Here is a 24,052-nt window from a genome sequence, read left to right on the forward strand (position 1 = left end):
GGTGGACCGGGAACCACCTGAGTGGTTCTCGTCATGTCGCGGCCGGCGGCCGCACTCCTACCATCCGCCTCACAACAGTTGACGGGGGATTGGCATGTCGAGCGTATCCATCAAGCGCAGCGAGAACAGCACGGTCAAAGCGACCGCGACTCACAAGTCCGCGTTCTTTGATCCCTCGGGCTTGCCGTGGGCCGACTGGGTCATGCCCGGCACGTGGTTCAAGCTGCTCAACGTCAACCCCTACACCGGCGGCTTCTCGATGTTGCTCAAGGTGTCGCCGGACAACGCCGCAGCGGTGCACGGTCATCTCGGCGCAGTCGAAGGCATCTTGCTCGAAGGCGGCTTCAGCTACGGAGAAGATCGCGGTCGCGCCGGACACTATGTCTATGAAGGCGCCGGCATTCGTCACGAGCCGACCACCCATCCGGATGGCATGATCATGTTCGCGGTCGTGCATGGACCGTTGGCCGGTTATCACGATGACGGCGCAGTCGCCGCCGTCGTCGATGCGCGCTTGATGTACGACCTCGCGGTCGCCGCCGGCGCGGCGGATCACATCGAACGGCCGTCGCACTGGTGATCCGCGACGTGTCGTTGGAAGCCATCGAAACCGCCAGCGAAGACGAGCTGCGCGCCCTGCAATTGCACCGACTGCAATGGTCGGTGCGGCATGCTTACGAGAACGTGCCGCATTACCAACGGATGTTTGCCGAACGCGGCGTGCATCCGGGCGACTTACGCACTCTCGACGACCTCGCGAAGTTTCCGTTCACGACCAAGGCCGACCTGCGTGCCAACTATCCGTTCGGCATGTTCGCCGTACCGCGCGAACGCATCAGCCGAATTCATGCGTCGAGTGGCACGACTGGCAAACCCACTGTCGTTGGCTATACCGCCAACGACCTCGACACCTGGGCCAATCTGGTCGCGCGCTCGATTCGAGCCGCCGGTGGCCGACCGGGCGACATCGTGCATGTGGCGTACGGCTATGGATTATTCACGGGCGGGCTCGGCGCTCACTACGGCGCGGAGCGTCTGGGGTGCACCGTCATTCCAATGTCTGGCGGGCAAACTCAGAAACAAGTGCAGCTCATTCGTGACTTCAAGCCCGACATCATCATGGTGACGCCCTCGTACATGCTGGCAATCGCCGATGAGTTCGCCAGGCAAGAGCTCGATCCGCGCGAATGTTCGCTCAGGCTCGGCATCTTCGGGGCGGAGCCGTGGACGGACGCCATGCGCACGGAAATCGAAACAACAATGGGCATCGACGCGCTCGATATCTACGGGCTGTCCGAAGTGATGGGCCCGGGCGTTGCCAACGAATGTCTCGAAACCAAAGACGGCCCGGTGATCTGGGAAGATCATTTCTATCCCGAAATCATCGATCCCGAAACCGGCGCGGTGCTGCCCGATGGCGAGCTGGGCGAACTGGTGTTCACTTCACTCAGCAAGGAAGCGTTGCCCATCATCCGTTATCGGACGCGCGATATCACTCGACTCCTACCACCGACCGCGCGCTCCATGCGACGCATGGCGAAGATCATCGGCCGTTCCGATGACATGATGATCGTGCGTGGGGTCAACGTGTTCCCGACTCAAATCGAGGAACTGATTCTGCGCTTGCCCGCGCTCACGCCTCATTACTTGCTCGAGCTGACCCGCGACGGACGACTGGACAATCTGACGATTCATGTCGAGGCCGAGACCTGCCCCACTTCCACCGCCGCTGCGAGCACCCTCGGCGAAGCGGTGAAGGCGCACATCGGCATCAGCGCCGATGTGCGGATTGCACCGCCAGGGTCCATCGAGCGTTCCGTCGGCAAGGCTCAACGTATCCGCGACAATCGACAGCGCAGCTGATCTGTCACTCTCGCTCAACTTTTGGGCGAGAAATCCTTGAACGTGCAGATCTGCCCGTTCACGCCGATGCCGGTGAAGCGGTCCATGTCGTGGAAGCTCTCGGTCACCAGCGAAAAGTCCTTCATGTCTTTCAGCGGCGCGCAGTCCTGCGTGAACTTCATGTTGAACTTGTGGCCGGTCTCGTCGGTGACTTCCAGCTCTCGGTCATTGATGTAACGGAAACTGGCGATGCGGTTCAAATCGACGGCCTGCGTCAAGGCATCCTCGGCCGGCGGCGGAATCGGTCGCCACTTGGCGAAGTCGCGATCGCTGGCGGTGCCGAAGCCGACGATGGCGATGGCGCAAAAGGCGACGCCGCTGGCGGCCGCGATCAAGCGATTGAGTTGAATGTTCATAAGTGTCTCCTTCATCCGCGTGTCGCATCCGCGGCTTCGTCGGACTTGTGTGCCGGCGGGCCGTCGCTGACTGCAAAGCTGTTGAAGTAGCAGCGACCCCAGCCGGGCAGGATCACCGAGCTGAAGCGATCGAGCGTGTCCATGGGCTGTGCGTCGAAGACGATTGAGTAGGCGAAATCCAGGCCCACGCACGGGCCCACCAAGTCGGCGTAGTACCACTGGCGGTGCGCGTCCTCGACCCACAAGCCCTTGTCGCCATCGGCCTGCCAGTCGCGGATGCCGCCGAAATTCACGAATGGAATGGATGCCCGCGGTGCGGCGGGTTTGTCGGCAGCCAGCACGCCGCTCAGGGGCACGAGCGCCAGCAACCCGGCCGCCTTGATGATCTTGTTCATGACATTTTCCTCATCGAGCGTGACCGAATCGGATCACGGCTGCAGAATGCGAGCCGAGGCTGACGTGAATCTGACGTTCCGGGGCCGGCCCTTATGCGTGTGCTCATCGTCGAAGACGATCCGCTGATTGCCGACGCCGTCCGCCAGGCGTTGACCCGGTCCGGTTTTGCCGCGGACATCGTCACCAGCGCGGAAGCCGCCGCGTCGGCGTTACAAGCCGAATCGTTCGACCTGGCCGTCGTCGATATCGGACTGCCGCGTGAGGATGGATTGCACCTGGTGCGTCGATTGCGTGCCGGCGGCAAAGCCACGCCGATACTCATGCTCACTGCGCGCGATGGATTGTCTGATCGCGTCAACGCGCTGGATCTCGGCGCTGACGACTACATGACCAAGCCCTTTGAAGTCGCAGAGCTCATCGCACGCTGTCGGGCGTTGATCCGGCGAGCCAACTCGGCGGCGAACAACCAGCTTTCGTTTGGCGGGCTGCAACTGGATATGACTCATCACGCGCTCAGCATCGGTAGCAAGCCGGTGGAGTTGACTCAGCGTGAATGGTCCATCCTGGAATGTCTGGTGCTCAACGCCGGACGGATTGTCTCCAAAGATAAATTGATGAGTTCCGTCACCGACTGGACCGACGATCTCACCCCCAACGCCATCGAAGTTTATGTCTCGCGCCTGCGCGGCAAGCTGGGCGACGCGGCCCGGATTCGCGCCGTGCGCGGCATGGGATATCGCATCGATGAGAAAAACAAATGAACGCGGACCGTCGATCCGTCGGCGGCTGTTTACGCTGCTGCTCATTCCCGCCGCGCTGGTGCTCGCGGCCGGCACGGCCACCGACTATCTCGCCTCTCGTTCGCCGTTGCGAGATGCCTACGATCAGGCGCTGATCGACGCGGCCATCGCCATTGCTGCTTACGTCGAGCCGGATGCGGAAGGCAACGCGACCTTGACGCTGTCGCCTCACGCTATTGCGCTGCTGCGCTCGGACTCGTCGGATTCTATTTATTTTCAGGTGACCGGCGCGAACGCGCGATACATTGCCGGCGACGCTGGTTTGCCGCAACTTCATCAGAACGTGATCAATCCGGCGCGCGGCGATGCTGTCTATGGCGGCGAGCGCATTCGCATGGTCGCGTATCGAGCGATGAGTGCGGCGGGCCCGATCGTGGTCACCGTGGCCGAGACTATGCACAAACGCGATCACACGTTGAATCGCATTCTCTCGAGTGCGCTGCTGGTGGACGCCGCGCAGCTCAGCTTGGTGTTGTTGCTGATCTGGCTCGGTGTGCGGCTGGCGATGGTTCCCCTGCATCACGTCGAACGACAGATCGGCAGCCGTTCGCCGCGCGATCTCGCGGCTCTGCCGACGACGGCCGTGCCGGTTGAAATACTCAGCCTCGTCAAAACGATCAATCGGCTGTTCAACGTGCTTCGCGATACTGGGTCGGCGCAACGCCGCTTTCTCGAAAGCGCGGCTCATCAACTACGCACGCCACTGACCGGCGTGCAGGCTCAATTGGAATTGCTTGCCGCTGAAGCAACTGAGCCCAATCATGAGCGACTGGACCGCGTGCTCGATGCGACCCGACGCCTCGCGCACACCACACATCAGTTGCTGACGTTGGCGCGTTCGGATGAAGCGGCGAATCTCAATTGGGATTTCACTTCGGTCGACCTGGCGCAACTGGTGGAATCCATCGTCACGCAACGACTGGCTACAGCGGACCTCGCCGGCATCGACCTTGGCGCGCAGATCGAACCGGTGCGCGCTCGTGGAGTTGCGTGGTTGCTCGAGGAAGCGCTGGGCAATCTGGTGAACAATGCCATCGCGCATACGCCGAACGGCGGCAGCGTCACCGTTCAATGCGGCCGCGAGCACGGCGCAGTGTTCCTCGAAGTCATCGACACCGGCATCGGCATCCCACCCGCCGAACGTCAGCACGTACTCGAACGTTTCTTCCGCGCCAGCAACGCTCGTGGCACCGGCACGGGACTCGGACTTGCCATCGTTGATGAGGTAGCGCAGTTGCATGGCGCCGGCCTCGCCATCAACTCAGGCCCGGACGGGCGAGGGACTGCGATTCGACTGACATTCCCCCCGGAAATTACAACGTCAGGTTGACGTAAGGCTGCAAGCCTAGGGTGAACTCCAAGGAAGAAATTCGAGCTTCCTGTAGGAGTCAAAATGAACATCCGCTTAACGAGCCTTCATCGCCACCTCGCGGTGGCGATCGCCGTGGCCTGCACGCTGGCGAGCGTCACCTCGTCCGCGCTGACCGACGAAGAATTACATCCGCGCGTGCATCGCCTCGCAAACGAGGAACGCCCGCATCAAGAGCCTGTCATATCCGGCATGCCCCGCGACGATCGCGTCATCCCCGAGCGCAGCTTCGACATGCGTCACGCGGATCATGTCATGCCCGAGCATGGCTTCAATGTGCGTCTCGTAGATCGGGCCACGCTCGAGCGTACCTTCAACATTCGTCTCGAAGATCATGTCACGCCCGAGCACACCTTTGACATACATCGCGAAGATCATGTCATGCCCGAGCGCGGCTTCAATGTGCGTCTCGTCGATCGGGCCACGCCCGAGCGTACCTTCAACATGCGTCTCGAAGATCATGTCACGCCCGAGCGCGGCTTCAACATGCATCGCGAAGATCCAGTCATGCCCGAGCGCGCCATCAACGTGCGTCTCGAAGATCGGGTCACGTCCGAGCATAGCTTCAACATGCGTCGCGAAGATCGGGTCACGTCCGAGCGCGGCTTCGACACGCGTCTCGAAGATCGGGCTATGCCCGAGCGAGGGTTCGACATGCGTCGCGACGATCGTGTCATGGCCGAGCACGGCTTTGATATGCGTCGTGATCCGCTGCCGGTACGCAATGAGCCCGCTCACTTCGGCCCAGCTCGCGGCACCATTGTTACGCACCTGCCGCCGCAGACCATCGTCGTCCAGCATGCGGGCGTGTCGTACAGCATTCACGACGGCGTGTGGTATCGCCCGTATGGCCCGCGCTTCACTGTAGTCGCGGCGCCGATCGGAGCGTTCGTGCCAGTGCTGCCTTCGTTCTACACGACGGTGTGGTTCGGCGGCCTGCCCTACTACTACGCTGATGATGTTTATTACGCATGGCGACCGGAGCATGCCGCTTATGAGATCGTCACTCCGCCGCCGGGTGCCCCGGAGCCAGTGGTGAACGGCGATCGGCTCTATGCTTATCCGCTCAACGGCCAGAGCCCGGACCAGCAGGCGCGCGATCGCTACGATTGTCACGTGTGGGCGACTGATGAAACGGGTATAGATCCGTCACGGACCGCGAACAGCATGACGTCCACACAATCGGCGGATTACGACCGAGCCATGACGGCGTGCCTCGGCGGCCGCGGTTATAGCGTGAAGTAACGGCCAATGACCGCCGGTATATTGGCTACGAACGCTTTGCTCCGAAAACAAGGGCTCCGAAAGCTACGGTTTCGAAGCCTCCACTTTCAACGTAACGCGATACTCCTCCGGCGGAATCTCGCGCGTTGAGACTCGTTCGGGTTGAACCTGCACGACGACCAGCCGCAGCTCACCGACCGTTGCATCCTTACCCGCCGTGATCTCATGGCGCGCGGCTTCGGCGGCGCCGCTGCGAGTTGCGAGTTGTACTTTGACCTCGCCGGCCCAAACGCAAGTCACATCGGTGGGACAGCGCGAATCTTCAACGACGCGCACGAATTCCACATCGAGCGTGTCCGGCCCGAACACCGCCCGCTCTCCGGGCGCCAAACGAACTTCCTGATTGAGCCCGGTGGTCTGAGGCGCAGGATCGCTCGCTGATCGGCAGCCGGTCGCCGCCAAAGTAAGCAATAGCGGAATGAGATAGTGATGGCGTTTCATCTCGTGAGAATAACAGCGCGGGCCCGAATAGGCCCGCGCCGCCTCAAAGCTTCACTGCTGTGTGATCCGCACGTCGTCGATGCCCGCTTCGACGAGGCTCGCCGTGCCCGCATCGGCCGCTTCGATCAACAGCCGCACGGTCTGGCCAGCAAAGGCATTCAGACTGGCCGACGCCGTCGACCACGCACCGTCGACATTGGCCGCAGCTCCAAGCCGCTGAAACACCACGCTAGTCGTCGCACCAACGACGCTCACCCGCAGAAAATCCGCGTTGGTCGCGTTAGAGCCATGAGCCAGATACTGGCTGAACGACAGAGTCAGCGTGCCCGTCGCCGGCAACGTAATGGCCGGTGAACGAATCGACGTGATGCCGCCATCAACATCGTTCTCACCTGCACTCGCCCCCGCCAGACGCGCGGTGACCAGACCGTTCGTGCCACTGGTGGTGGTGCCGAGTTGTTTGGTGCCACTGGAAGTCGTGGCCTCCGGGTCGCCGCGTTCCCAAGCGCCGGACACGGCAGTATCCGTCCCGTTCGGATTCGTCTGCCAACCCAGGCTGGTCTCAAAGGTATCTTCGAACACGACGGTGCCCCCACCGCCCGTGCAAGAAGCCGGCACATCGAATCCATTCGTCGGTGTCGTGCTGGCCGACCCGCCGCTGACTGCGTTCGAGCCGAGGCCGAACGCCGCGAAGGCTTCCCACACACGACAAACATCTTCGCCGCCATGATTGTCCGTCGCCGCCTGGATGATGCCATCGCGTACTTGAGTGAAAGTCGGATTGCACGCCGTGTTCTTCAGACCCTCGTTCACATACAACATCATGCGCTGATTGCCTGCGCTGCCGGTGGCGTTGTAGAGATTCGCGTTGAAGCCCCACTGATCGACGAGCTTCCAGTACACCTCCCACGCCGCCTGCGCCCACACCGAGCCGACGCCATGTGGAACCGCCATGCCGTTGATGCTCGCGTAGGTCCAAGTGTTGACGGCTGGATCGGTGCTGTAACGTTGAGTGCGAATGCCTGCGCCAGTAGTCGCTTGACCCAAAGCATAGGTGCCCATGCCCCGTGGAGTGGCGCCCGTATCGCTCGCTCTCGCCGTATATGCCAGCGCCCACCAATCCGACAATCCTTCACCGGGCTGCTGACGATTCGTGAGGCAGTTGACGTTGGACGGTCCGCCGATGAGACGATTGGAAATGCCGTGGCCGTACTCGTGCACGACGATGCCCGCATCCAGGTCGCCGTCGCGGTCCGGATTGGGACTGGTCCAAACATACATCTGCATGCGCGGCCGCGAGCCATCGGCCGGCGTGGCGAAGTTGGCATTGTTGGTTCCACCGCCGTCCTGCGCTTCCGCTCGGACGGAGTCGTTGCCGGCGCCGCCCCGGCCATAGTTGTTGACTTGAAAGTTGCCGGCCGCCTCATCGAACCCGTACTGATATTGAACGTCGTGAATGATGTTGTTCCAGTAGAACAGGTTGGTCACGGCGCTCGGACGATACGTGCTCGGCGCCCCTGAGAGATTGATCGCGAAGTCGAAATTCAGCGCGGAACCGCCGCTCGGACTCGAACCAGAATCCGGCGAGTTGTTGTTGTCCGTATCGGTGTACGCCTCAACGTTGTTACCTTGAGTCGTGGTGAACTCCGCGCCGGCAGCGCCATTCGTATCATGCCACCCGAAAGGAGACGCTAGGCTGTTCGCCGGGTTCACGACGAGCGTGCGGCCGTCGGACGGAGGCAGCGGACTGGTATGCGTCGGGCTTTCCACCGGCTGCGGATAAACACGATATTGATCCGCGACCGTGCCGTCGAAGCGCGTCCAGACCTGACCGTTCTCGGCGTCCACGGTGAAATCCCACGTGTGCTGCTCATCGAGCGTGTTGATCTGGAAATTCCAGACCAGACGCGCCTCGCCTCGTCGGATCGGCAGCAACATCAGTCGACCCTTGGTGGTCTTCGTCGGCACAGCGATGCCCGAGAACTTCGCGGCAGCGCTCACCGCCTCCCGCAGTGGCATGCTCGGTTTCAGTGCACCCACCGACTGCGCCAGTCCCGGCAAAAATGAATTGTTCACGCTGATAATGCGGCCATCTCGATTCACGTTGACCTGCAGCTGAGCGTTGTACACAGGAATGCCCGCATGACGCTGCTGCAGATAAATATGCGTAGCCCCCGTCACACGCGAGTACACGACATCCGAAACCACATACCCTTGCAGGTCGGACGCCTCGAGCCCCAGCGCAGCGACGTTACTGCGAATGAACGCCATCGCCAGATCCATGGGCCGGCTCTTCGACGTGCCCGTGAGATAGCCGCGTTGACTGGACAGCGAGCTCACCGCTCCCGTTGTTTCATTGGATTCGACGGTGAGCTCTTCGACATTGGCCACCAGCCCCTGAATCGACTGAGGCTGAACGGCAGCTGCGGATCGAGCCGCGCTGAATCCTCGATTCAGATCGAGCCGAGCATCGAAATGACGCTCGGCATCCTGAGTGGGTGATATTTCTTGAGCGCCTGTCAGCGTGCTCCAGCACACGCCGCAGGCGAACGAGATCGACACGACTGCGAATCCTCGGCATCGGTTCATGATGCAACTCCTTCCGTGAGTAACTGAGGAATGTCGGGCGCGTGCGATTCAGCAATAGGTGCAACGTTGTGTCAACGCGAAAGTCACAACTGCGCCTAGCAACCTTTGCCACGCGCGTTGTTTGCTATCGTCAGTGGCGCTGGGTTCAGCGGGGTGTCAGAGGTGGTTTGGTCACAATGCGCCGGCATTGGCACGGCGGATATCAGGTCGACGTCTGTACACGTCGAGATGTCACGAGTTCAACTTGTCGACAACGGCCTGGCACTTTCCGATTCATCTCACGACTGAAAGGTAGCCTCCGATCGACGTCACTCGGATCGGGAACACTGCTGCGAGGGAGCTGAGCGAGCTGTCTATCTCGCTCAGGCGGAACGCGCCGCTGACCGGCATGTCGCGAGCGCGCGAGCTTGCGATGATGATGTGTCCGCGCCGATGGCGATTGAGCTCGGCTACAACCTCCGCGAGCGGAGCCTGCTTGAAGACCAGAACGCCGCGCTCCCAGGCGAGGACAGCGTCGGTATCCACGAGGGTGCGCACAATGCGCTCGTTCGAGGCCGTGATCGCCTCTCCGGCGCCAAGCGTGAGGCGCTGGCCATCTTCGCGGGCAACGGCGACACGACCCTCACGCACCGTGACCTTCGAGCTATCGTCGCCGTGATGTACGGCGTATACGGTGCCGAGCGCGGTGGCGGTGAGCGCGCCGTCGTGTACGACAAACGGGCGGCTGGGATCGTGCGCAACGTGAAAGAGCGCCTGACCGCTGAGCAGATGAACGTCGCGGACACCTGCGGAGTAGTCCACATCGAGCGCAGTGGCAGAGTCGAGCAACACCTCGGAGCCGTCGGCGAGCGTGAGTCTGCGTTGCTCACCTGCCGTCGTTCTGTAGTCTGCCAACCAGTGGGCATGTGCCGCTATTATTCCCAAGAAGGTTACAGCAGCTATCGCAGCGGCTGCCGCGAACATTCTCGGCGTGGCCCGAAGTTTCGCGCCATGGCCGGTCGAGCCGCGCACTCGCGCCCGGCGCCAGAATCTGCGCGCCCGCCTGAAGGCCGTCTTGTGTTGATCGCTCTGTTCGCACCACGCCCGCGCAGCCGCGTAGTCGGCAGGCCCCGCGTCGCGCGAAGTGAGACGGATGAGCCAGGCTTCGGCCTCGCGGTCGAGGTTCACCGCTCGATCCTCTCGCGCAGAAACTGAACGGCCAGCGCCATCTGACGGGCGACAGTACGCACGGAAAGTCCCAGACGAGCGCCGATCTCGCGATGTGAGAGGCCGTCCTCACGGCTGAGCTCGAACACACGGCGAGATCGTTCCGGCAGCGCCAGCAGCCCGCGTTCGAGACGCTCCATCTCTTCCTGCGTGACCAGTTCGTCGTCCATCTGTGGAGTATCGTCAGTGACCTGGTACAGCGCCTCGAGATCGTGCTCGAAGGCTGTGCGGCGGTCCTTGCCACGCAGGTGATCGATTGCGAGGTTGCGTGCCACACGAAAGATGAGTGCGCGCCAGTCTTTCACACCGGTCGGCTCGGAGCGAATGAGGCGTAGATAGGTCTCCTGCGTCAAGTCCTCTGCACTGTGCGCGCATTTGAGTTGTCCGTGCAGGAAGTTGCGCACCTCGCGGCGATGTTCCGCGAAGGCCTGCGCGATCTGCTCGGATTGCAGCGTGGTAGAGCTCGACATGGGATGGCTTTCCCGTTCATAACGAGCGGCGTCGCCAGTTACCGCACTCCAGGCCGTCGCGGCCGATTTTTTGGCAGGGTTGCTGGGATCGTTCGTCATCCACGGCAGAACGCTTCGAACGTGCTCGATGCGGTGGGAGAACGAACTTGCTGGGACGTGTTACAACTATTGTCGCCGCGCTGCTATTGCCCGCGCTGGCCTGCGCCGCCCCTGTGAAGGTGGACGTTCACGCGCAGAAGATGCCCGACGCGCTCGCTGCGCTCACGGAGCAACTCAAACTGCAGATCGTCTACGACGGCAAGCTCGTCGCCGGGATGAGCGCGCCTGCGGTCAGCGGCGTATTCGAGCCCGAAGCCGCGCTGACCCGGCTGCTCGCCGGCACCGATCTCACCTTCCGGTTTATCAATCCGACGACGGTGACGATCGAGAAAGCTCCGCGTCGCGACTCCACACGCACGCTCGGTCCGGTGCGCGTGGAAGGTGCTTCCGGGAGCGGGGCTGGGTTGCTTGCTGGGGCGAATGGCAGCACAGACCCGACATCGACGGAAGGCACCGGAAGCTTCACACCGTCCAAGGTCAGGGTCGGCGCCGTTCGTGCCGTCGACGTGCTGGACGTGCCGCAATCGGTGAGTGTGCTCACCGAGCGGCAGATGACGGAACAGAACATCACCTCGATGGAAGACGCGATGCGCCGCGCGCCGGGCATCGTCTTCAGCCCGGGGTATTCGACGGGCGGCACCAGCGGGGCCATTTACTCGCGTGGCGCCGCCATTACCAGCTTCCAGCTCGACGGCGGCGCGAGTCTCGACCCTTACAAGGGCGGCTTGTTCGGCACGCTCGACCTGGCCCGTTTCGAGCACATCGAGATTCTGCGCGGGCCGGATGCGCTGAAAGTCGCTTCCGGCTCGTATACCGGCACGATCAATCTCGTCAGCAAGAAGCCGCTCGATCACGATCAGGTGATCGTCGAGCTCACCGGCGCTCGCTGGAACGACTACCGCGCGATGCTCGACGCCAGTGGACCGCTGAACGTGCTGGGTCTCAAGGGGCGCCTGGTCGGATCTTTCGAGAACCGGCGGTTCTTCTACGACGGTGCAAAGTCGAGCGGCGAATCGATCTATGGCGTGCTGGAGGCGAACCCGCTGAACGATCTCGCTGTGCGCGTCGGCATCAGTCATACGCGCAACGATAACAATGCGTGGTGGGGCGGGCTGCCTCGTTTCAACACGGGGGAGTCGCTCGGGTTGCCACGGAATACGGGTCTGTCGCCGCCGTGGACTTATCTGCGTTCCCAGCGGACCGAGCAGTTCGTGAGTCTCGACTTTGCCGCCGAGACGCCGTGGCTCGCGAGCATGTCCTGGCAGGGCAGCGTTCGTTACAGCCACAACGTAACGGAAGCGGATACGCGGTACGCGGAGTTCACCGGCAGCGTCAATCCGGTCACGTTCGAGGGCGTGCAACTGAGGCGCGCCCGCCGCTCCGAAGGACAGAAGGGTGATGCACTCTCAGTGACGATGGGCGGGCAAGGCGAAGCCTGGGGGCACAAGCTCGATCTCAGTCTCGGATACAACCTCTCGTCCGACGACGGAACCGGCCAGAAAACCTACGCGGGAGTGGACGTCGTCGCCATTCCCGATTTCTTTGCGTTCGATCCCGGCTCGGTGGCACCGAACGGAGCGAGTCCGGAATATGTGACCTATGAAGCCAAGGTGCGCGAGGTGCGCGCCACGGGCCTGCTCGCAAAACTCGTCGTCGGCGTGACGGATCGTCTCGACGTGCTGGCCGGCGGCAACCGGCTGTCACAGAAGAACACGGAGGAGTCCGAAACTCATTCGGCGCCGCCGTGGCTCAATGTGCCTCCTTCCTACATCAGTCTGCACGAGCTGCAGACGCAGGGGGATTTTCGGCCGTATTACGGGTTGATCTATCGGCTGGCCGATTCCGCCTCCGTCTATCTCAACTATGCGGATGTGCGCAACGCCGGCCAGATCCGGCGTGACGTTCATGGCGTGCCGTTGCCGCCCACCCACGGCGATCAATACGAGCTCGGCGCCAGGCACGTGGGCTTCGACGGAAGGTTGCAGAGCTCAGTGGCGTTCTATCGCGCGAGCTCTCGCGGCGGATATGCACGCGACCGTAGCGTTCCATCCATACAAGACCCGGTGGACAACAGCCTGTGCTGTTACACCTATAACGAAAACTCGAAGCAGCTCAGTGAGGGTGTCGACGTCGAGGTGACAGGAGAAGCAGGCGGCGGAATGAGTCTCACCGCGAGCTACAATTTCAGCCGACTCCGCAAGGACAACCCGCTCAGCGATAGCGACGGTCAGACTTTCAACGAGCGCTTTCCCCGCCACCTGGTCAAGGTGTGGGCGAGCTACCGGCCGCCGATGATGTCGCGATGGAACTTCGGATTGGGAATCACCGGCTCGTCTACCTACTACGCGTCCGGCACGGCGGCGGAGAGAATCGACCCGGCCACCGGGCGTCCGGTAGGCGCGCTCATTCCCTTCGAGTTCACGCAGAAAGGCTACGCGCTCGTGGATGGCGCGGCGACCTATGCATTGTCGAAGACCCTGAATCTATCCCTGAACGTCGACAACCTGCTCGACGAGACCTACTACGAGCGCATCGGCACAGTGACCGGAGGCAACTTCTATGGGACGCCGCGCACCTACACCCTGCGGCTGCGGGGAATCTGGTAGTCGGCACGGTATCTGAAAGGATTGACATGACCACCTCACCCGCCCCTGCTCAGCTGAACGCGCTGCTGGATCGACAACGAACTGCGCTGCCTTCCGCCGGCCGGAACATGACGCTCCAGGAATGGCAGCAGAACAATGTCGCGCCCTATCTGCGCGCCTGTCTCGCCTTCTACTACCAATATTCGCTGCACCCACTGCGATGGGACGCGATCGTCCTGGCCCAGGAAGTGGCCATTCGCTATCACTTCTTCCTGACGATGCTCGAGTCAGGCAAGGGCGGCTGGTTTTCGAATAGCGAGGAGCTCAAGGGTCGGCCGCTCATCGCGGACGAAGTGCTCAACTCCGCGGACCTGGCGCGCCTGCTGCTGATCGCGGATTGGGCTGTCGAGCATGAAGCGCTCGATCCCGTTGTCTACGCCATGCTGGCGAAGGGCCGGGCCGATCGTCTGCGCCAGATGGATTCGCCGAATATTCGACAGCTGCGCCGGAACAAGGCGCCGGCGGCGGCCTTCGTGGGGCGGCTGACACAGGCGGAAAGCTGGTTGCGGACTCTGGAAAAACGTTTCCCCGGCGACAGCCTGCTGACGACGCCGGCACGACATGGACGGTGGTTCCCGAAATCCGCTCACGAAGAATGCGCAAAGGCCTATTTCAGCTGCCTGGCGCAAGTCGCGCCGGAGGCAGAATACGTCGCGGAATTACGGCGTTATCGCCGCGGCCCGATGGTCGCCACGGCGGTACTGGCTTGCGATCTGCTGAAGCGCTGGAAAGTCGATTCAGCCAGCGATGTCGGCCCACACACCGCAACGCCGGGCTCCATGGAAGCGATCTTCGCTGAATACGCGCACGAGCAACGGCAAGGGCAACTCGAATTGCAGACACTGAGGCAACAGGACCCGCCGAACCCGGGCGCGTTGTGGAACGCACGAATGATCGAGGGTATCGAGCGCTCATTACGTTTCGTGGACCGCCTGGCTCAGCATCCGCTGCGATGGCGCGTCATTTGCGACGGCTTCGGTCTGGCCGCCGACGCCGCGGAGACGGTCGCTTCCGGCCAGGATGTGGAGAAGAAAAAGTATTTGAAATCAGCGAGCTTCCTGCGAATGAAGGCATTGGGTGAGGAAGCACTGACGGTGAACGATCTGAGTCCGGGTCTGTATGCAAGCCTGCTCATCCATCGCCTGCGGTTCCTGGGAACGGAGCAGCTCCAGGATCTGGCTGAAACACACGAGCTGTACGCAACCCTGACGCGTCGCTGGCCGACGCTGTTCGAATTCAACGACCGGGGTGACGCCTACGAGTGGTATGCAGACAAGTCATTCCGGATGGCAACCAAGCACTACTTCGACCTGCTCGACAAGGCCGGGAAAACGCAGGAGCTTGAAGTGCAGATCGCGCGGGTTGCCCGAGCCCCCCACCCTTGGGCGGCGCAGGCCGCCCAACACTTCAAGCTGAGGCTCGAGGCCGCGAAGCAAGCGACGGCTTAGTACAGTGACTTCACTGCCAATGACCGCCGATGGCCTGAATCAACGCAACGGCTGCCGACTGCCGATCAACGACAGCTTGTATCTCCGCCTGTCGGGACGAAAGCGCCGCGGTCTGCGCAACGATCACGTCCGCATAGCCGATCTGGCCGGCGAAATATTGGTTGTATGCTATTTTCTCTGCGCTCTTCGCCGCCACCGCGGCCGCGTCCCGCTCGGTGGTAACGACGTCCAACACACGCAGGGCCGCAAGCTGATCTTCCGTTTGCTGAAACGCCGTCAGCACCGTCTGCCGATACTCAGCAACGGTCTGCTCGTACGCGGCGCGTGCCTGATCCACTCGGGCCGAACGCGCCCCGAAATCGAGCAAGGTCAACGCTCCCGTCAGGCCCAGCGACCAGATGCTACTGGCGGACTCGAACAGATCGCTCATGGCGCGCGAGCTGTAGCCAGCATCGCCGCTCAACTGAAGCGTGGGAAAATAGGCGCTGCGCTCGATTCCGATAGCCGAGTTCGCCGCGGCCACCCGACGCTCAGCTGCGGCGATGTCGGGCCGTCGCTCCAATAGCGACGCAGGCAGCACGCCCGGAATCTCCGGCACATCGCGGCTCCATTCGCCACTCGGCAAGACGAAGTTCGATGGATTGACGCCGACCAACACCGCAATCGCATGTTCGAGTAACGCGCGTTGCCGACCGAGATCGGCAACGTTCGCGCGTGCGTTTCGCAGTGCTGTTTCCGCCTGCAACACATCTGATCGAGCGGCGACGCCCGCGTTGTAACGATTCGTAGTGATCGTCAATGCCCGCTCGTACGCCGCGATCGTCGCAGTGAGCACTTCCTCCTGAGCTTGCAGTCCGCGCCCCTGAATGTAGTCGAGTGCCAGCTCGCCTTGCGCAGACAAAGTCGCGTTGGCAAGGTCGGCCTCACTCGCCTGCGCCAACGCACCGGCTTGCCGCACGCTGTCGCCGATGCGTCCCCACAAATCGGGCTCCCATGTGGTACCGATGGTGACCGAGTAACGCTGATTGCCGCCCGTGCTCACCGACCCGGTATTGCCCACGGTCGGATTCCCAGTGCCGAACGAACCGACTTTGGTGCCCGACGCGGTCAGATCTATCACGGGCAACAGCGACGCACGCAATTCGCGAACCAACGCGCGCGACTGATCGTAAGCCGCTTTCGAGGCCGCGAGATTTTGATTGGAAAGCACCACCTGCCGCTGCAAGTCCGATAGCACGGGATCGCCAAACAGTTGCCACCACTCACCGCGTGCCACCGCGTCTGACGGCATCGCCTCACGCCAACCCGGAGCTTCTTTAAATGACGCGGGAATCTCCACACTCGGTCGTCGATAACTCGGCGCCACGCTGCAAGCGACGCAACTCACAACACAGACGATGAGCACGGCGATTCTCATGTCGGTGCCGCTCCAAAAGCAGAATCGACGGTGCGGGAGCTCGGCCGACGGAAACGATCGAGCGCGAGGTACACCACGGGTGTCGTCAGCAACGTCAACAACTGACTGGCAATCAAGCCACCGACGATCACGATGCCGAGCGGACGACGCAGCTCCGCGCCGTCGCCGAAACCGATGGCCAACGGCACTGCGCCGAAGCCGGCAGCCAGCGTCGTCATGAGAATCGGGCGAAAACGTAACAACGAAGCTTCGCGGATCGCTTCCACCGGAGACAACCCTCGAGAGCGCTCTGCCTCCAGTGCGAAATCGATGATCATGATGGCGTTCTTCTTGACGATGCCGATCAGCAGGATCAACCCGATCAGCGCAATCAGATCCAGATTGAGCTGCCCGATCAGCAACGCGAGCATCGCGCCCACGCCCGCCGAGGGCAACGTGGACAACACGGTCAGCGGATGGATCGCGCTCTCGTACAGCATGCCGAGCACGATATAAATCACGATCAGCGACGCGAGGATCAGCACCGGAATGGTCGCGGTCGACTGTGCGAACACGCGGGCCGTGCCAGCAAACGCTCCGGTGACCGTCGAGGGCAAGCCCGCGCCCTGTTTCACTTCAACGATCCGTTGTGTCGCCTGACCCAGCGATACGTTGTTGGCCAGGTTGAAAGAGACGGTGGCTGAGGGTTGGCCGTCTTGATGATTGACCAGCGCTGCGGTCGAATCGGTGCTCCAGCGTGCGATGGCCGACAGCGGCACGACGTTCGCTGGCGTCAGACTCACCGCCGCGCCGGTCGATGCATCCCGGCCCGTACCGGTGGTGGACACCGGAGTTGAGCCCCCCGCGGCGCTAGTCGTCGAGGTCGCCGTCGATGTCGAGGGCAATCTCGAGGTCAAGGTCGATGATGTCGATATCAAGCTCGAGGTCGATGTCGATGTCGATGTCGAGTTCGATGTCGAGTTCGAGGCCGAGTTCGAAGCCGATGTCGGCGTCGCCGGAACATAAACATGTTCGAGCATCGTCGGCGACCCGTTGAACTCCGGCGCCACGCCCATCACCACGTGATACTGATTCAAGCCGGAGTAAATCGTCGCAACCTGTCGCTGTCCAAACGCGTCATACAGCGCCGCGTCCACCGCTTGCGTCGGGATGCCGAATTGCGCGGCCCGGTCGCGATCGATCTGAACCCGCACCTCCGCTCCACCCTCCTGTCGATCGATATCGACATCCACCAGTTGCGGCTCTTGTTTCAGCAGTCGCACCAGCGTATCGCCCGCCTTCTGCAATGTATCGACGTCGTCGGCCTTCAACGTAAATTGATAAGTGCTACTGGCACCGCGTCCGCCGATCTGCATGTCCTGCACCGGATTCAGAAACACCGCCAGTCCGCTGACGCCCGCCAGCTTGGGACGCAGGCGCCCGATGATTTCGCGACTCGAAGCACGTTGGTCGCGCGGCTTCAGAATAACGAACATGAAGCCGCCGCCCGGGCGCGAGCCACCGGTAAACGCAATGACGGTATCCACATCCGGATCGCCCCGGATGATGCCCGCCACCTGCGTGATCTTCCGCTGCATTTCCTGGAACGAGATGCTTTGATCGGCACGCAAGCCGCCTTGCAGCGAGCCGGTGTCCTGCTCGGGAAAGAACCCCTTCGGCACCGCCGCCATCAGAAACAGATTGAGCACGACCACGCCGGCCAATATCACCAACACCGTCGGCCGATTGTTCAACGCCCAGTCGAGCCCGTGCGAATAGCGCACCTGCAATCGCTCGAATGCGCCCGCGAAAAGCGCGCTGAATCGATTTGGCTTCTCCCGTCCGCGTAACAACAGCGATACCAGCATCGGCGTCGTGGTGAGCGAAATCACCAGACTGATCAGCACCGCGACCGACAAGGTCACCGCGAACTCACGAAACAGCCGGCCGATGATGCCGCCCATGAACAGCAGCGGAATGAACACCGCCACCAGGCTGATGGAAATCGACACAACGGTAAAACCGACCTCCTTCGCCCCGAGCAGCGCGGCCTGTCTCGCCGGCATGCCCCGCTCCACGTGTCGGGAGATGTTCTCCAACACCACAATCGCGTCGTCGACCACAAAACCGGTGGCAATGGTCAGCGCCATCAGCGACAGATTGTTGAGCGAGAATCCCAACGCATACATGACGCCGAGCGTCCCCAGCAACGACACGACGACGGCGACGGCCGGCACCAGCGTCGCCCGCAACGACTGCAGGAACACACTGGTCACGACCACGACCAGCAAGGTCGCAATAATCAGCGTGACTTCCACTTCATGTAGCGACGCGCGAATCGTAGTAGTCCGGTCGGACGCGACCTGCAGCTTGATATCTTTCGGCAGCACGGCTTCGAGCGCAGGCAATTGCGCTTTCACCGCATCCACCGTCGCGACGATGTTTGCTCCGGGCTGACGACTGATGATGACCGTCACGGCACGCACACCGTTGAACAAACCCATGGTGCGCACGTCCTCAGGCCCGTCATAGACCGTGGCGACATCGCTCAACCGAACCGCCGCCTCACCACGCCAGGCGATCAACAGATCGCGATAGTCAGAGGCATGCAGCCCCGGCTCGCTGCCTTCGATCTGCCACGCCAGCTCGTCATTTTCGATCACACCGCGCGGCCGGTGAGCACTGACCGACGCCAGCGCGCTGCGCACGTCTTCGAGTGCAATTCCAAAACGCGCCAGCGCCAGCGGATTCAGATCGATGCGCACCGCTGGCAACGCGGCGCCACCCAGCTCTACATCGCCCACACCATCGACCTGCAGCAGGCGCTGCTGAATCACATTAGAAACCGCATCGTAGATAGACGCGGGCGAGCGCGTCTCCGACGTCATCGCCAGAATCATGATGGGCGCGTCCGCGGGATTGGCTTTGCGATACGTCGGATTAGTTCGCAGAGTAGCCGGCAGGTCGGCGCGTGCGGCGTTGATCGCGGCTTGTACATCGCGAGCTGCGCCGTCGATATCCCGGCTCAGATCGAACTGCAAAGTGACGCGAGTCGAGCCGGTGCCGGATTGGGATGTCATCTCGGTCACGCCAGCAATCACGCCCATGCGTTTTTCCAGCGGCGACGCGACGCTCGACGCCATCGTCGAAGGACTCGCGCCAGGCAGCCCCGCTGTCACGCTCACCGTGGGAAAATCCACTTGTGGCAACGGCGCGATGGGCAAAACAAAAAACGCGGCCAGTCCGGTCAAAGCGACGCCCAAGGTCAGCAACGTCGTGCCGACCGGTCGCCTCACGAATGGACCGGACAGGTTCATGGCGGTGACTCCAACGCGGGCGAAGCGCCGCGCGTGCATCGTTGTACCAATCGCTCGAATGCGAGAAACACCACCGGCGTCGTGAACAGCGTCAACGCCTGACTGACGATCAGGCCGCCGGCGATAGCAATACCCAGCGGACGGCGCAGCTCCGAGCCCATGCCGAAGCCGAAGATCAGCGGCAAGGCGGCGAACAGCGCGGCGAACGTCGTCATCATGATGGGCCGGAAGCGCAGCAACGCTGCCTGCCGGATCGCGGCACGCGCCTCCTTGCCTTCCACGCGCTGCGCTTCAATGGCGAAGTCGATCATCATGATTGCGTTCTTTTTCACGATGCCGATCAGCAGCACGATGCCGATGATGCCGATCACGCCGAGATCGCTTCCGGTCACCAGCAACGCGAGCAATGCACCGACCGCAGCGGACGGCAGCGTGGACAGGATCGTCAGCGGATGAATGAAGCTCTCATACAGCACACCGAGCACGATGTAGACGACCACGATGGCCGCGAGAATCAGATAGAACTCATTGGCCAGCGATGCACGAAATGCGCTGGCGGCGCCGGTAAATTGTGTCGTGATCGAAGCCGGCACGCCGATCTCCTGTTCTGCCCGCGTGATCGCGTCCACGGCGGCACCGAGCGAAACGCCGGGTGCCAGATCGAAACCGATGGTCGCGGCCGGAAACTGTGCCACCCGCGAGATCAATACCGGCGCACTCTTCAAACGAAACGTTGCCAGCGCACTCAACGGCGCGACGGTGCCTGACCCGGTCGGCACGTAAATCTGCGACAGCGCCTTGGGATCGGCCAACATACCCGGCGTGCTTTCCAGGATGACGCGATACTGGTTGGACGGAGTGAAGATGGTGGAAATGATGCGTTGACCGAACGCGTTGTACAGCGCGCTGTCCACGGTTGCGGCACTGATGCCCAGCCGTGCGGCGACATCGCGATTGATGTCGACCTCCACCGCCCTGCCGTCTTCGAGAACATCGGACGTCACATTGCGAATCTGATCCACATCGCGCAGCGCCGCGAGCAACCGATTGGCCCATTGCGAGATGTCAGTCGCGCTCGCCGCTTGCAAAGCGAAGCGGTATTCATTGGCGCCGCTTTGAGTATCGATAGTCAGATCCTGCACCGGCTGCAGATACAACGTGACTCCCAACGTCTCACGTGCCTTCCGCTGCAACCGTTCCATCAAGTCCTGCTGCGAGCCACGCTCGCTGCCGTCTTTCAGGTTGATCAGCATGCGGCCCTGATGAAGGGCCACATTCTGGCCATCGACGCCCACGTTCGAGCTCAGGCTGGCCACGTCCGGATCGTCGAGCACCAGCGCTGCAACCTGCGACTGCAGCTGGGCCATGCGCGGGAAAGAAACATCCTGGCCGGCAACCACCACGGCGCGCAGCTGCCCGGTGTCCTGCTGTGGAAACAGTCCTTTCGGAATGAGCACGAACAGCAGCGCGGTCATTACCAGCGTCGCGAGAAACACCAGCAGCGTCTGCGGCTGCCGGTCCAGCACCCAATCGAGCCGGCGTGCATAACTCTGCGCCAGCCGTTCAAACCAGTGCAGACTGTGCTCGATGAGCGGCAAACGACGCAGCTCGCGCTCCGGTTTTAGCCAACGCGACGCAAGCATCGGCACGAGCGTCAAAGCTACGATCGCGGAAATAAAGATCGTCACCGCCAACGTGATCGCGAATTCTCGGAACAGCCGCCCGACCACGTCGCCCATGAACAGCAATGGAATCAGCACAGCCACCAGGCTGACCGTGAGCGAAATGATGGTGAAGCCAATCTCACGCGCGCCTCGCAAGGCCGCGGCGAACGGCGAGGTGCCCTCCTCGATATGACGATTGATGTTCTCCAGCACCACGATGGCATCGTCGACCACGAAACCCGACGCGATGGTCAGCGCCATCAACGTCAGATTGTTGATGCTGAACTCGAGCAGATACATGGCGGCAAAGCTGCCGATCAACGACAGTGGCACGGCAATGCTGGCGATGACTGTCGCTTGCAAGCTGCCGAGGAATAGAAAGATCACGACGGTGACCAGCACGACAGCGAGCAACAATTCGAACTGCACATCGGCCAGCGAGGCACGAATGCCCACGGTTCGGTCGCTGAGCATCGTCATCTTCACATCGGCCGGCAGTTGCAACTCGAGTGCCGGCAAGGCGCTGCGGATCGCATCGACCGTGCCGATGACATTTGCGCCGGGTTGCCGCTGCACGTCGACGATGATGGCCGGCGTGCGATTCATCCATGCACCGATCCGCGTATTTTCGGATGAGTCGACGATGTCCGCAACGTCGGCGAGGCGCACTGGAGCGCCGTCGCGATACGCGACGATCAGATCGCGATACTCCTGTGCCGTCGCCAATTGATCGTTGGCGTCGATGGTCCACGCACGCGTCGGCCCATCGAAGCTGCCTTTGGCGCCGTTGACGTTGGCGGCCGCAATCGCCGTTCGCAATGAATCGAGTGACAACCCTCGCCCAGCCAGCGCCGGCACATTTGCTTGAATGCGCACCGCGGGCCGCTGTCCACCGGAGAGATTCACCAAGCCGACGCCCGAGATCTGCGACAGCTTGTTGGCGATGCGCTGATCGACCAGGTTCTGCACTTCGGCGAGCGGCCGCGACGTGGACGTGACACCGAAACTCACAATCGGCGCATCGGCGGGATTGACCTTCGCGTAGATCGGCGGTGCCGGTAGATCCGAAGGCAGCAACGTGCTGGCGGCGTTGATGGCAGCCTGCACTTCCTGCTCGGCGACATCCAGCGCCAGCTCGAGCGAGAATTGCAACGTGATCACGGACGCTCCCGCCGAGGACGCCGAAGTCATACGATCGAGTCCCGCCATCTGACCGAACTGACGCTCGAGCGGACCGGTCACAGTGACCGCCATCACGTCGGGGCTCGCGCCTGGATACAGCGTGCGCACTTGAATGGTCGGATAGTCCACTTCGGGCAGCGCCGACAGCGGCAACACGCGAAATGCCACCAGACCGGCGAGCAGAATCGCGAGCATCGACAGCGTAGTCGCGACCGGGCGCAGGATGAACAGACGCGACGGCCCGCCCTCACTGCGCTCTATTGTTTCTTCGCGCTCGCCGGCCATTTCGCACCAGCCAACATGACGCGGGCGCCGTCGTTCAAACCGTCCGCACCTTCGGTGATCACCGTTTCACCGGCTTTCAGCCCGCTGCTCACGACGATCTGTTGCTCGTGAATCACACCGGTTCGCACCGCTCGCGTTTTTACAGTTCGATCTGTTTGCAGCACGAACACGAAGTCGCCTTGCGCACCGTGCCGCACGCTCGACACCGGGATGGTCACCGATCCTGACAAAGTCTTAACTAATAAAGAAACATTCACAAACTGATTGGGAAACAATGTTTGGTCGCGATTGTCAAAGCGTGCCTTGGCTCGCACCGTGCCGCTGGTCGCGTCGATCTGATTGTCGAACGTGAGGAATTCACCTTCTGCCAGCACGCGCTCGCCGGCTTGATCGGTGGCAGTGACATGTAACTTCCGCCCCTCGCGCAATTGCGCCTGCACGTCTGGCAGCTGCGCCTGCGGCACGCTGAATGTGACATCGATGGGCTGGACCTGGGTGATGACGACGATGCCGGTGGCGTCGCCCGGGGTCACATAGTTGCCGATATCCGCCTGTCGCAGTCCCGCCTTGCCGGCGACCGGCGCGGTGATAGAGGTGTAATCGAGATTCAAGCTCGCGACGCCGATGGCGGCACGATCGGCCGCCACCGTGCCTTCGAGTTGTTTCACCGTGGCCGCCTGGGTATCCAGCTGCTGGCGTGCAATCGAATCCTGCGACCAAAGCGTGCGGTAGCGCTCCAGATCGGCGCGGGCCTGATCCAGTAACGATTCATCACGGATCAGATTGGCCCGGGCCTGTGACAACGCCAGCTGATAAGGACGGGGATCGATCTTGGCCAGCAATTGTCCCTGCTTCACCGGCTGCCCTTCGGTGAAGTGCAGGCTGAACAACGTGCCGGACAGCTGGGAACGAACGGTCGCCGCGACGATGGGCTGCACGGAACCGATGGCGCTCAAGGTGACGGGCACATCCATCGACGTCGCCTGCGCCGTTCCCACGGCGGCAGCGGGTCGGCCCCGGCCCGCACTTCGTTCCGTACTTCGGGTGAAGTGCCACGCTGCCCATCCCACCACCGCCAGCAGCAGTAGCGCGATGACACTATTTCGCAATTGCACTGACGCGGGGCGCGCGTTGTTCAGTGACATCGTCTGCTTATACTTCTCGTGCCGCTCACCCGCAATGCGCATTGAGAGTTGTGAGTTG

17 protein-coding genes and 1 pseudogene are annotated in these 24,052 nt (G+C 62.0%); 7 read left to right on the plus strand and 11 right to left on the minus strand.

What is annotated here, in order from left to right:
• Positions 1-94: 94 nt before the first annotated feature.
• Positions 95-580 carry a 2,4'-dihydroxyacetophenone dioxygenase family protein gene (locus ACFPN2_RS33500; protein WP_129778202.1) on the plus strand — a complete coding sequence of 162 codons (486 nt, stop codon included), beginning with the start codon at positions 95-97 and terminating at the stop codon, positions 578-580.
• Between the two features lie 8 nt (positions 581-588).
• Positions 589-1,863 carry a phenylacetate--CoA ligase PaaK gene (gene paaK, locus ACFPN2_RS33505; RefSeq protein WP_380604895.1) on the plus strand — a complete coding sequence of 425 codons (1,275 nt, stop codon included), beginning with the start codon at positions 589-591 and terminating at the stop codon, positions 1,861-1,863.
• Positions 1,864-1,877: 14 nt separating this feature from the next.
• Here paaK and ACFPN2_RS33510 read toward each other — a convergent pair whose 3' ends face one another.
• Together ACFPN2_RS33510 and ACFPN2_RS33515 are read right to left on the minus strand one after the other, a co-directional pair.
• Positions 1,878-2,258, minus strand: coding sequence for a hypothetical protein (locus ACFPN2_RS33510; RefSeq protein WP_380604897.1), 381 nt, complete (start codon positions 2,256-2,258; stop codon positions 1,878-1,880).
• An 11-nt stretch (positions 2,259-2,269) separates the two neighbouring features.
• A complete protein-coding gene (locus ACFPN2_RS33515; protein ID WP_380604899.1) occupies positions 2,270-2,653 on the minus strand; it encodes a DUF6491 family protein in 384 nt (127 codons plus the stop codon).
• Positions 2,654-2,746: 93 nt separating this feature from the next.
• Here ACFPN2_RS33515 and ACFPN2_RS33520 point away from each other — a divergent pair, with 93 nt between their 5' ends.
• From ACFPN2_RS33520 to ACFPN2_RS33530, 3 genes are all read left to right on the plus strand, one after another.
• Positions 2,747-3,415 carry a response regulator gene (locus ACFPN2_RS33520; protein ID WP_380604901.1) on the plus strand — a complete coding sequence of 223 codons (669 nt, stop codon included), beginning with the start codon at positions 2,747-2,749 and terminating at the stop codon, positions 3,413-3,415.
• Complete coding sequence (locus tag ACFPN2_RS33525; protein WP_380604903.1) at positions 3,399-4,784, plus strand: sensor histidine kinase; 1,386 nt, start codon at positions 3,399-3,401, stop codon at positions 4,782-4,784. The genes ACFPN2_RS33520 and ACFPN2_RS33525 overlap by 17 nt, the downstream gene beginning before the upstream one ends.
• A gap of 63 nt (positions 4,785-4,847) precedes the next feature.
• Complete coding sequence (locus ACFPN2_RS33530; protein WP_380604905.1) at positions 4,848-6,068, plus strand: DUF6515 family protein; 1,221 nt, start codon at positions 4,848-4,850, stop codon at positions 6,066-6,068.
• A 63-nt stretch (positions 6,069-6,131) separates the two neighbouring features.
• Here ACFPN2_RS33530 and ACFPN2_RS33535 read toward each other — a convergent pair whose 3' ends face one another.
• The 5 genes and pseudogenes from ACFPN2_RS33535 to ACFPN2_RS33555 all read right to left on the minus strand — a co-directional run bounded on the left by ACFPN2_RS33535 (position 6,132) and on the right by ACFPN2_RS33555 (position 10,813).
• Positions 6,132-6,548 carry a hypothetical protein gene (locus ACFPN2_RS33535; RefSeq protein WP_380604907.1) on the minus strand — a complete coding sequence of 139 codons (417 nt, stop codon included), beginning with the start codon at positions 6,546-6,548 and terminating at the stop codon, positions 6,132-6,134.
• A gap of 51 nt (positions 6,549-6,599) precedes the next feature.
• Positions 6,600-9,137 carry a M36 family metallopeptidase gene (locus ACFPN2_RS33540; RefSeq protein ID WP_380604909.1) on the minus strand — a complete coding sequence of 846 codons (2,538 nt, stop codon included), beginning with the start codon at positions 9,135-9,137 and terminating at the stop codon, positions 6,600-6,602.
• 273 nt (positions 9,138-9,410) lie between these two features.
• Positions 9,411-10,148 carry a FecR family protein gene (locus ACFPN2_RS33545; protein ID WP_380606727.1) on the minus strand — a complete coding sequence of 246 codons (738 nt, stop codon included), beginning with the start codon at positions 10,146-10,148 and terminating at the stop codon, positions 9,411-9,413.
• A 30-nt stretch (positions 10,149-10,178) separates the two neighbouring features.
• Positions 10,179-10,304, minus strand: a pseudogene (locus ACFPN2_RS33550) (FecR/PupR family sigma factor regulator); the annotation flags it as partial.
• The gene (locus tag ACFPN2_RS33555) at positions 10,301-10,813 is read right to left on the minus strand and encodes an RNA polymerase sigma factor (protein WP_380604911.1); all 513 of its coding nucleotides are present in this window, start codon (positions 10,811-10,813) and stop codon (positions 10,301-10,303) included. The gene ACFPN2_RS33555 and the pseudogene ACFPN2_RS33550, both read right to left, overlap by 4 nt.
• Positions 10,814-10,959: 146 nt before the next feature.
• On the opposite strand from ACFPN2_RS33555, the gene ACFPN2_RS33560 reads away from it, so the two are divergent.
• On the plus strand, positions 10,960-13,518 hold the full coding sequence (locus ACFPN2_RS33560) for a TonB-dependent siderophore receptor (RefSeq protein ID WP_380604913.1): 2,559 nt from the start codon (positions 10,960-10,962) through the stop codon (positions 13,516-13,518).
• Between the two features lie 26 nt (positions 13,519-13,544).
• A complete protein-coding gene (locus tag ACFPN2_RS33565) occupies positions 13,545-15,005 on the plus strand; it encodes a hypothetical protein (protein WP_380604915.1) in 1,461 nt (486 codons plus the stop codon).
• 10 nt (positions 15,006-15,015) lie between these two features.
• On the opposite strand, the gene ACFPN2_RS33570 is transcribed toward ACFPN2_RS33565, so the two are convergent.
• The 4 genes from ACFPN2_RS33570 to ACFPN2_RS33585 are packed head-to-tail and all read right to left on the minus strand — an operon-like array spanning position 15,016 to position 23,994.
• Complete coding sequence (locus tag ACFPN2_RS33570; RefSeq protein WP_380604917.1) at positions 15,016-16,422, minus strand: efflux transporter outer membrane subunit; 1,407 nt, start codon at positions 16,420-16,422, stop codon at positions 15,016-15,018.
• The gene (locus ACFPN2_RS33575; RefSeq protein WP_380604919.1) at positions 16,419-19,718 is read right to left on the minus strand and encodes an efflux RND transporter permease subunit; all 3,300 of its coding nucleotides are present in this window, start codon (positions 19,716-19,718) and stop codon (positions 16,419-16,421) included. Before ACFPN2_RS33575 ends, ACFPN2_RS33570 begins: the two co-directional genes overlap by 4 nt.
• A complete protein-coding gene (locus tag ACFPN2_RS33580) occupies positions 19,715-22,849 on the minus strand; it encodes an efflux RND transporter permease subunit (RefSeq protein WP_380604920.1) in 3,135 nt (1,044 codons plus the stop codon). The genes ACFPN2_RS33575 and ACFPN2_RS33580 overlap by 4 nt, the downstream gene beginning before the upstream one ends.
• On the minus strand, positions 22,822-23,994 hold the full coding sequence (locus ACFPN2_RS33585; RefSeq protein ID WP_380604921.1) for an MdtA/MuxA family multidrug efflux RND transporter periplasmic adaptor subunit: 1,173 nt from the start codon (positions 23,992-23,994) through the stop codon (positions 22,822-22,824). The genes ACFPN2_RS33580 and ACFPN2_RS33585 overlap by 28 nt, the downstream gene beginning before the upstream one ends.
• Positions 23,995-24,052 lie beyond the last annotated feature (58 nt).

It is taken from the genome of Steroidobacter flavus (assembly GCF_042651805.1).
Classification (GTDB): Bacteria; Pseudomonadota; Gammaproteobacteria; order Steroidobacterales; family Steroidobacteraceae; genus Steroidobacter; species Steroidobacter flavus.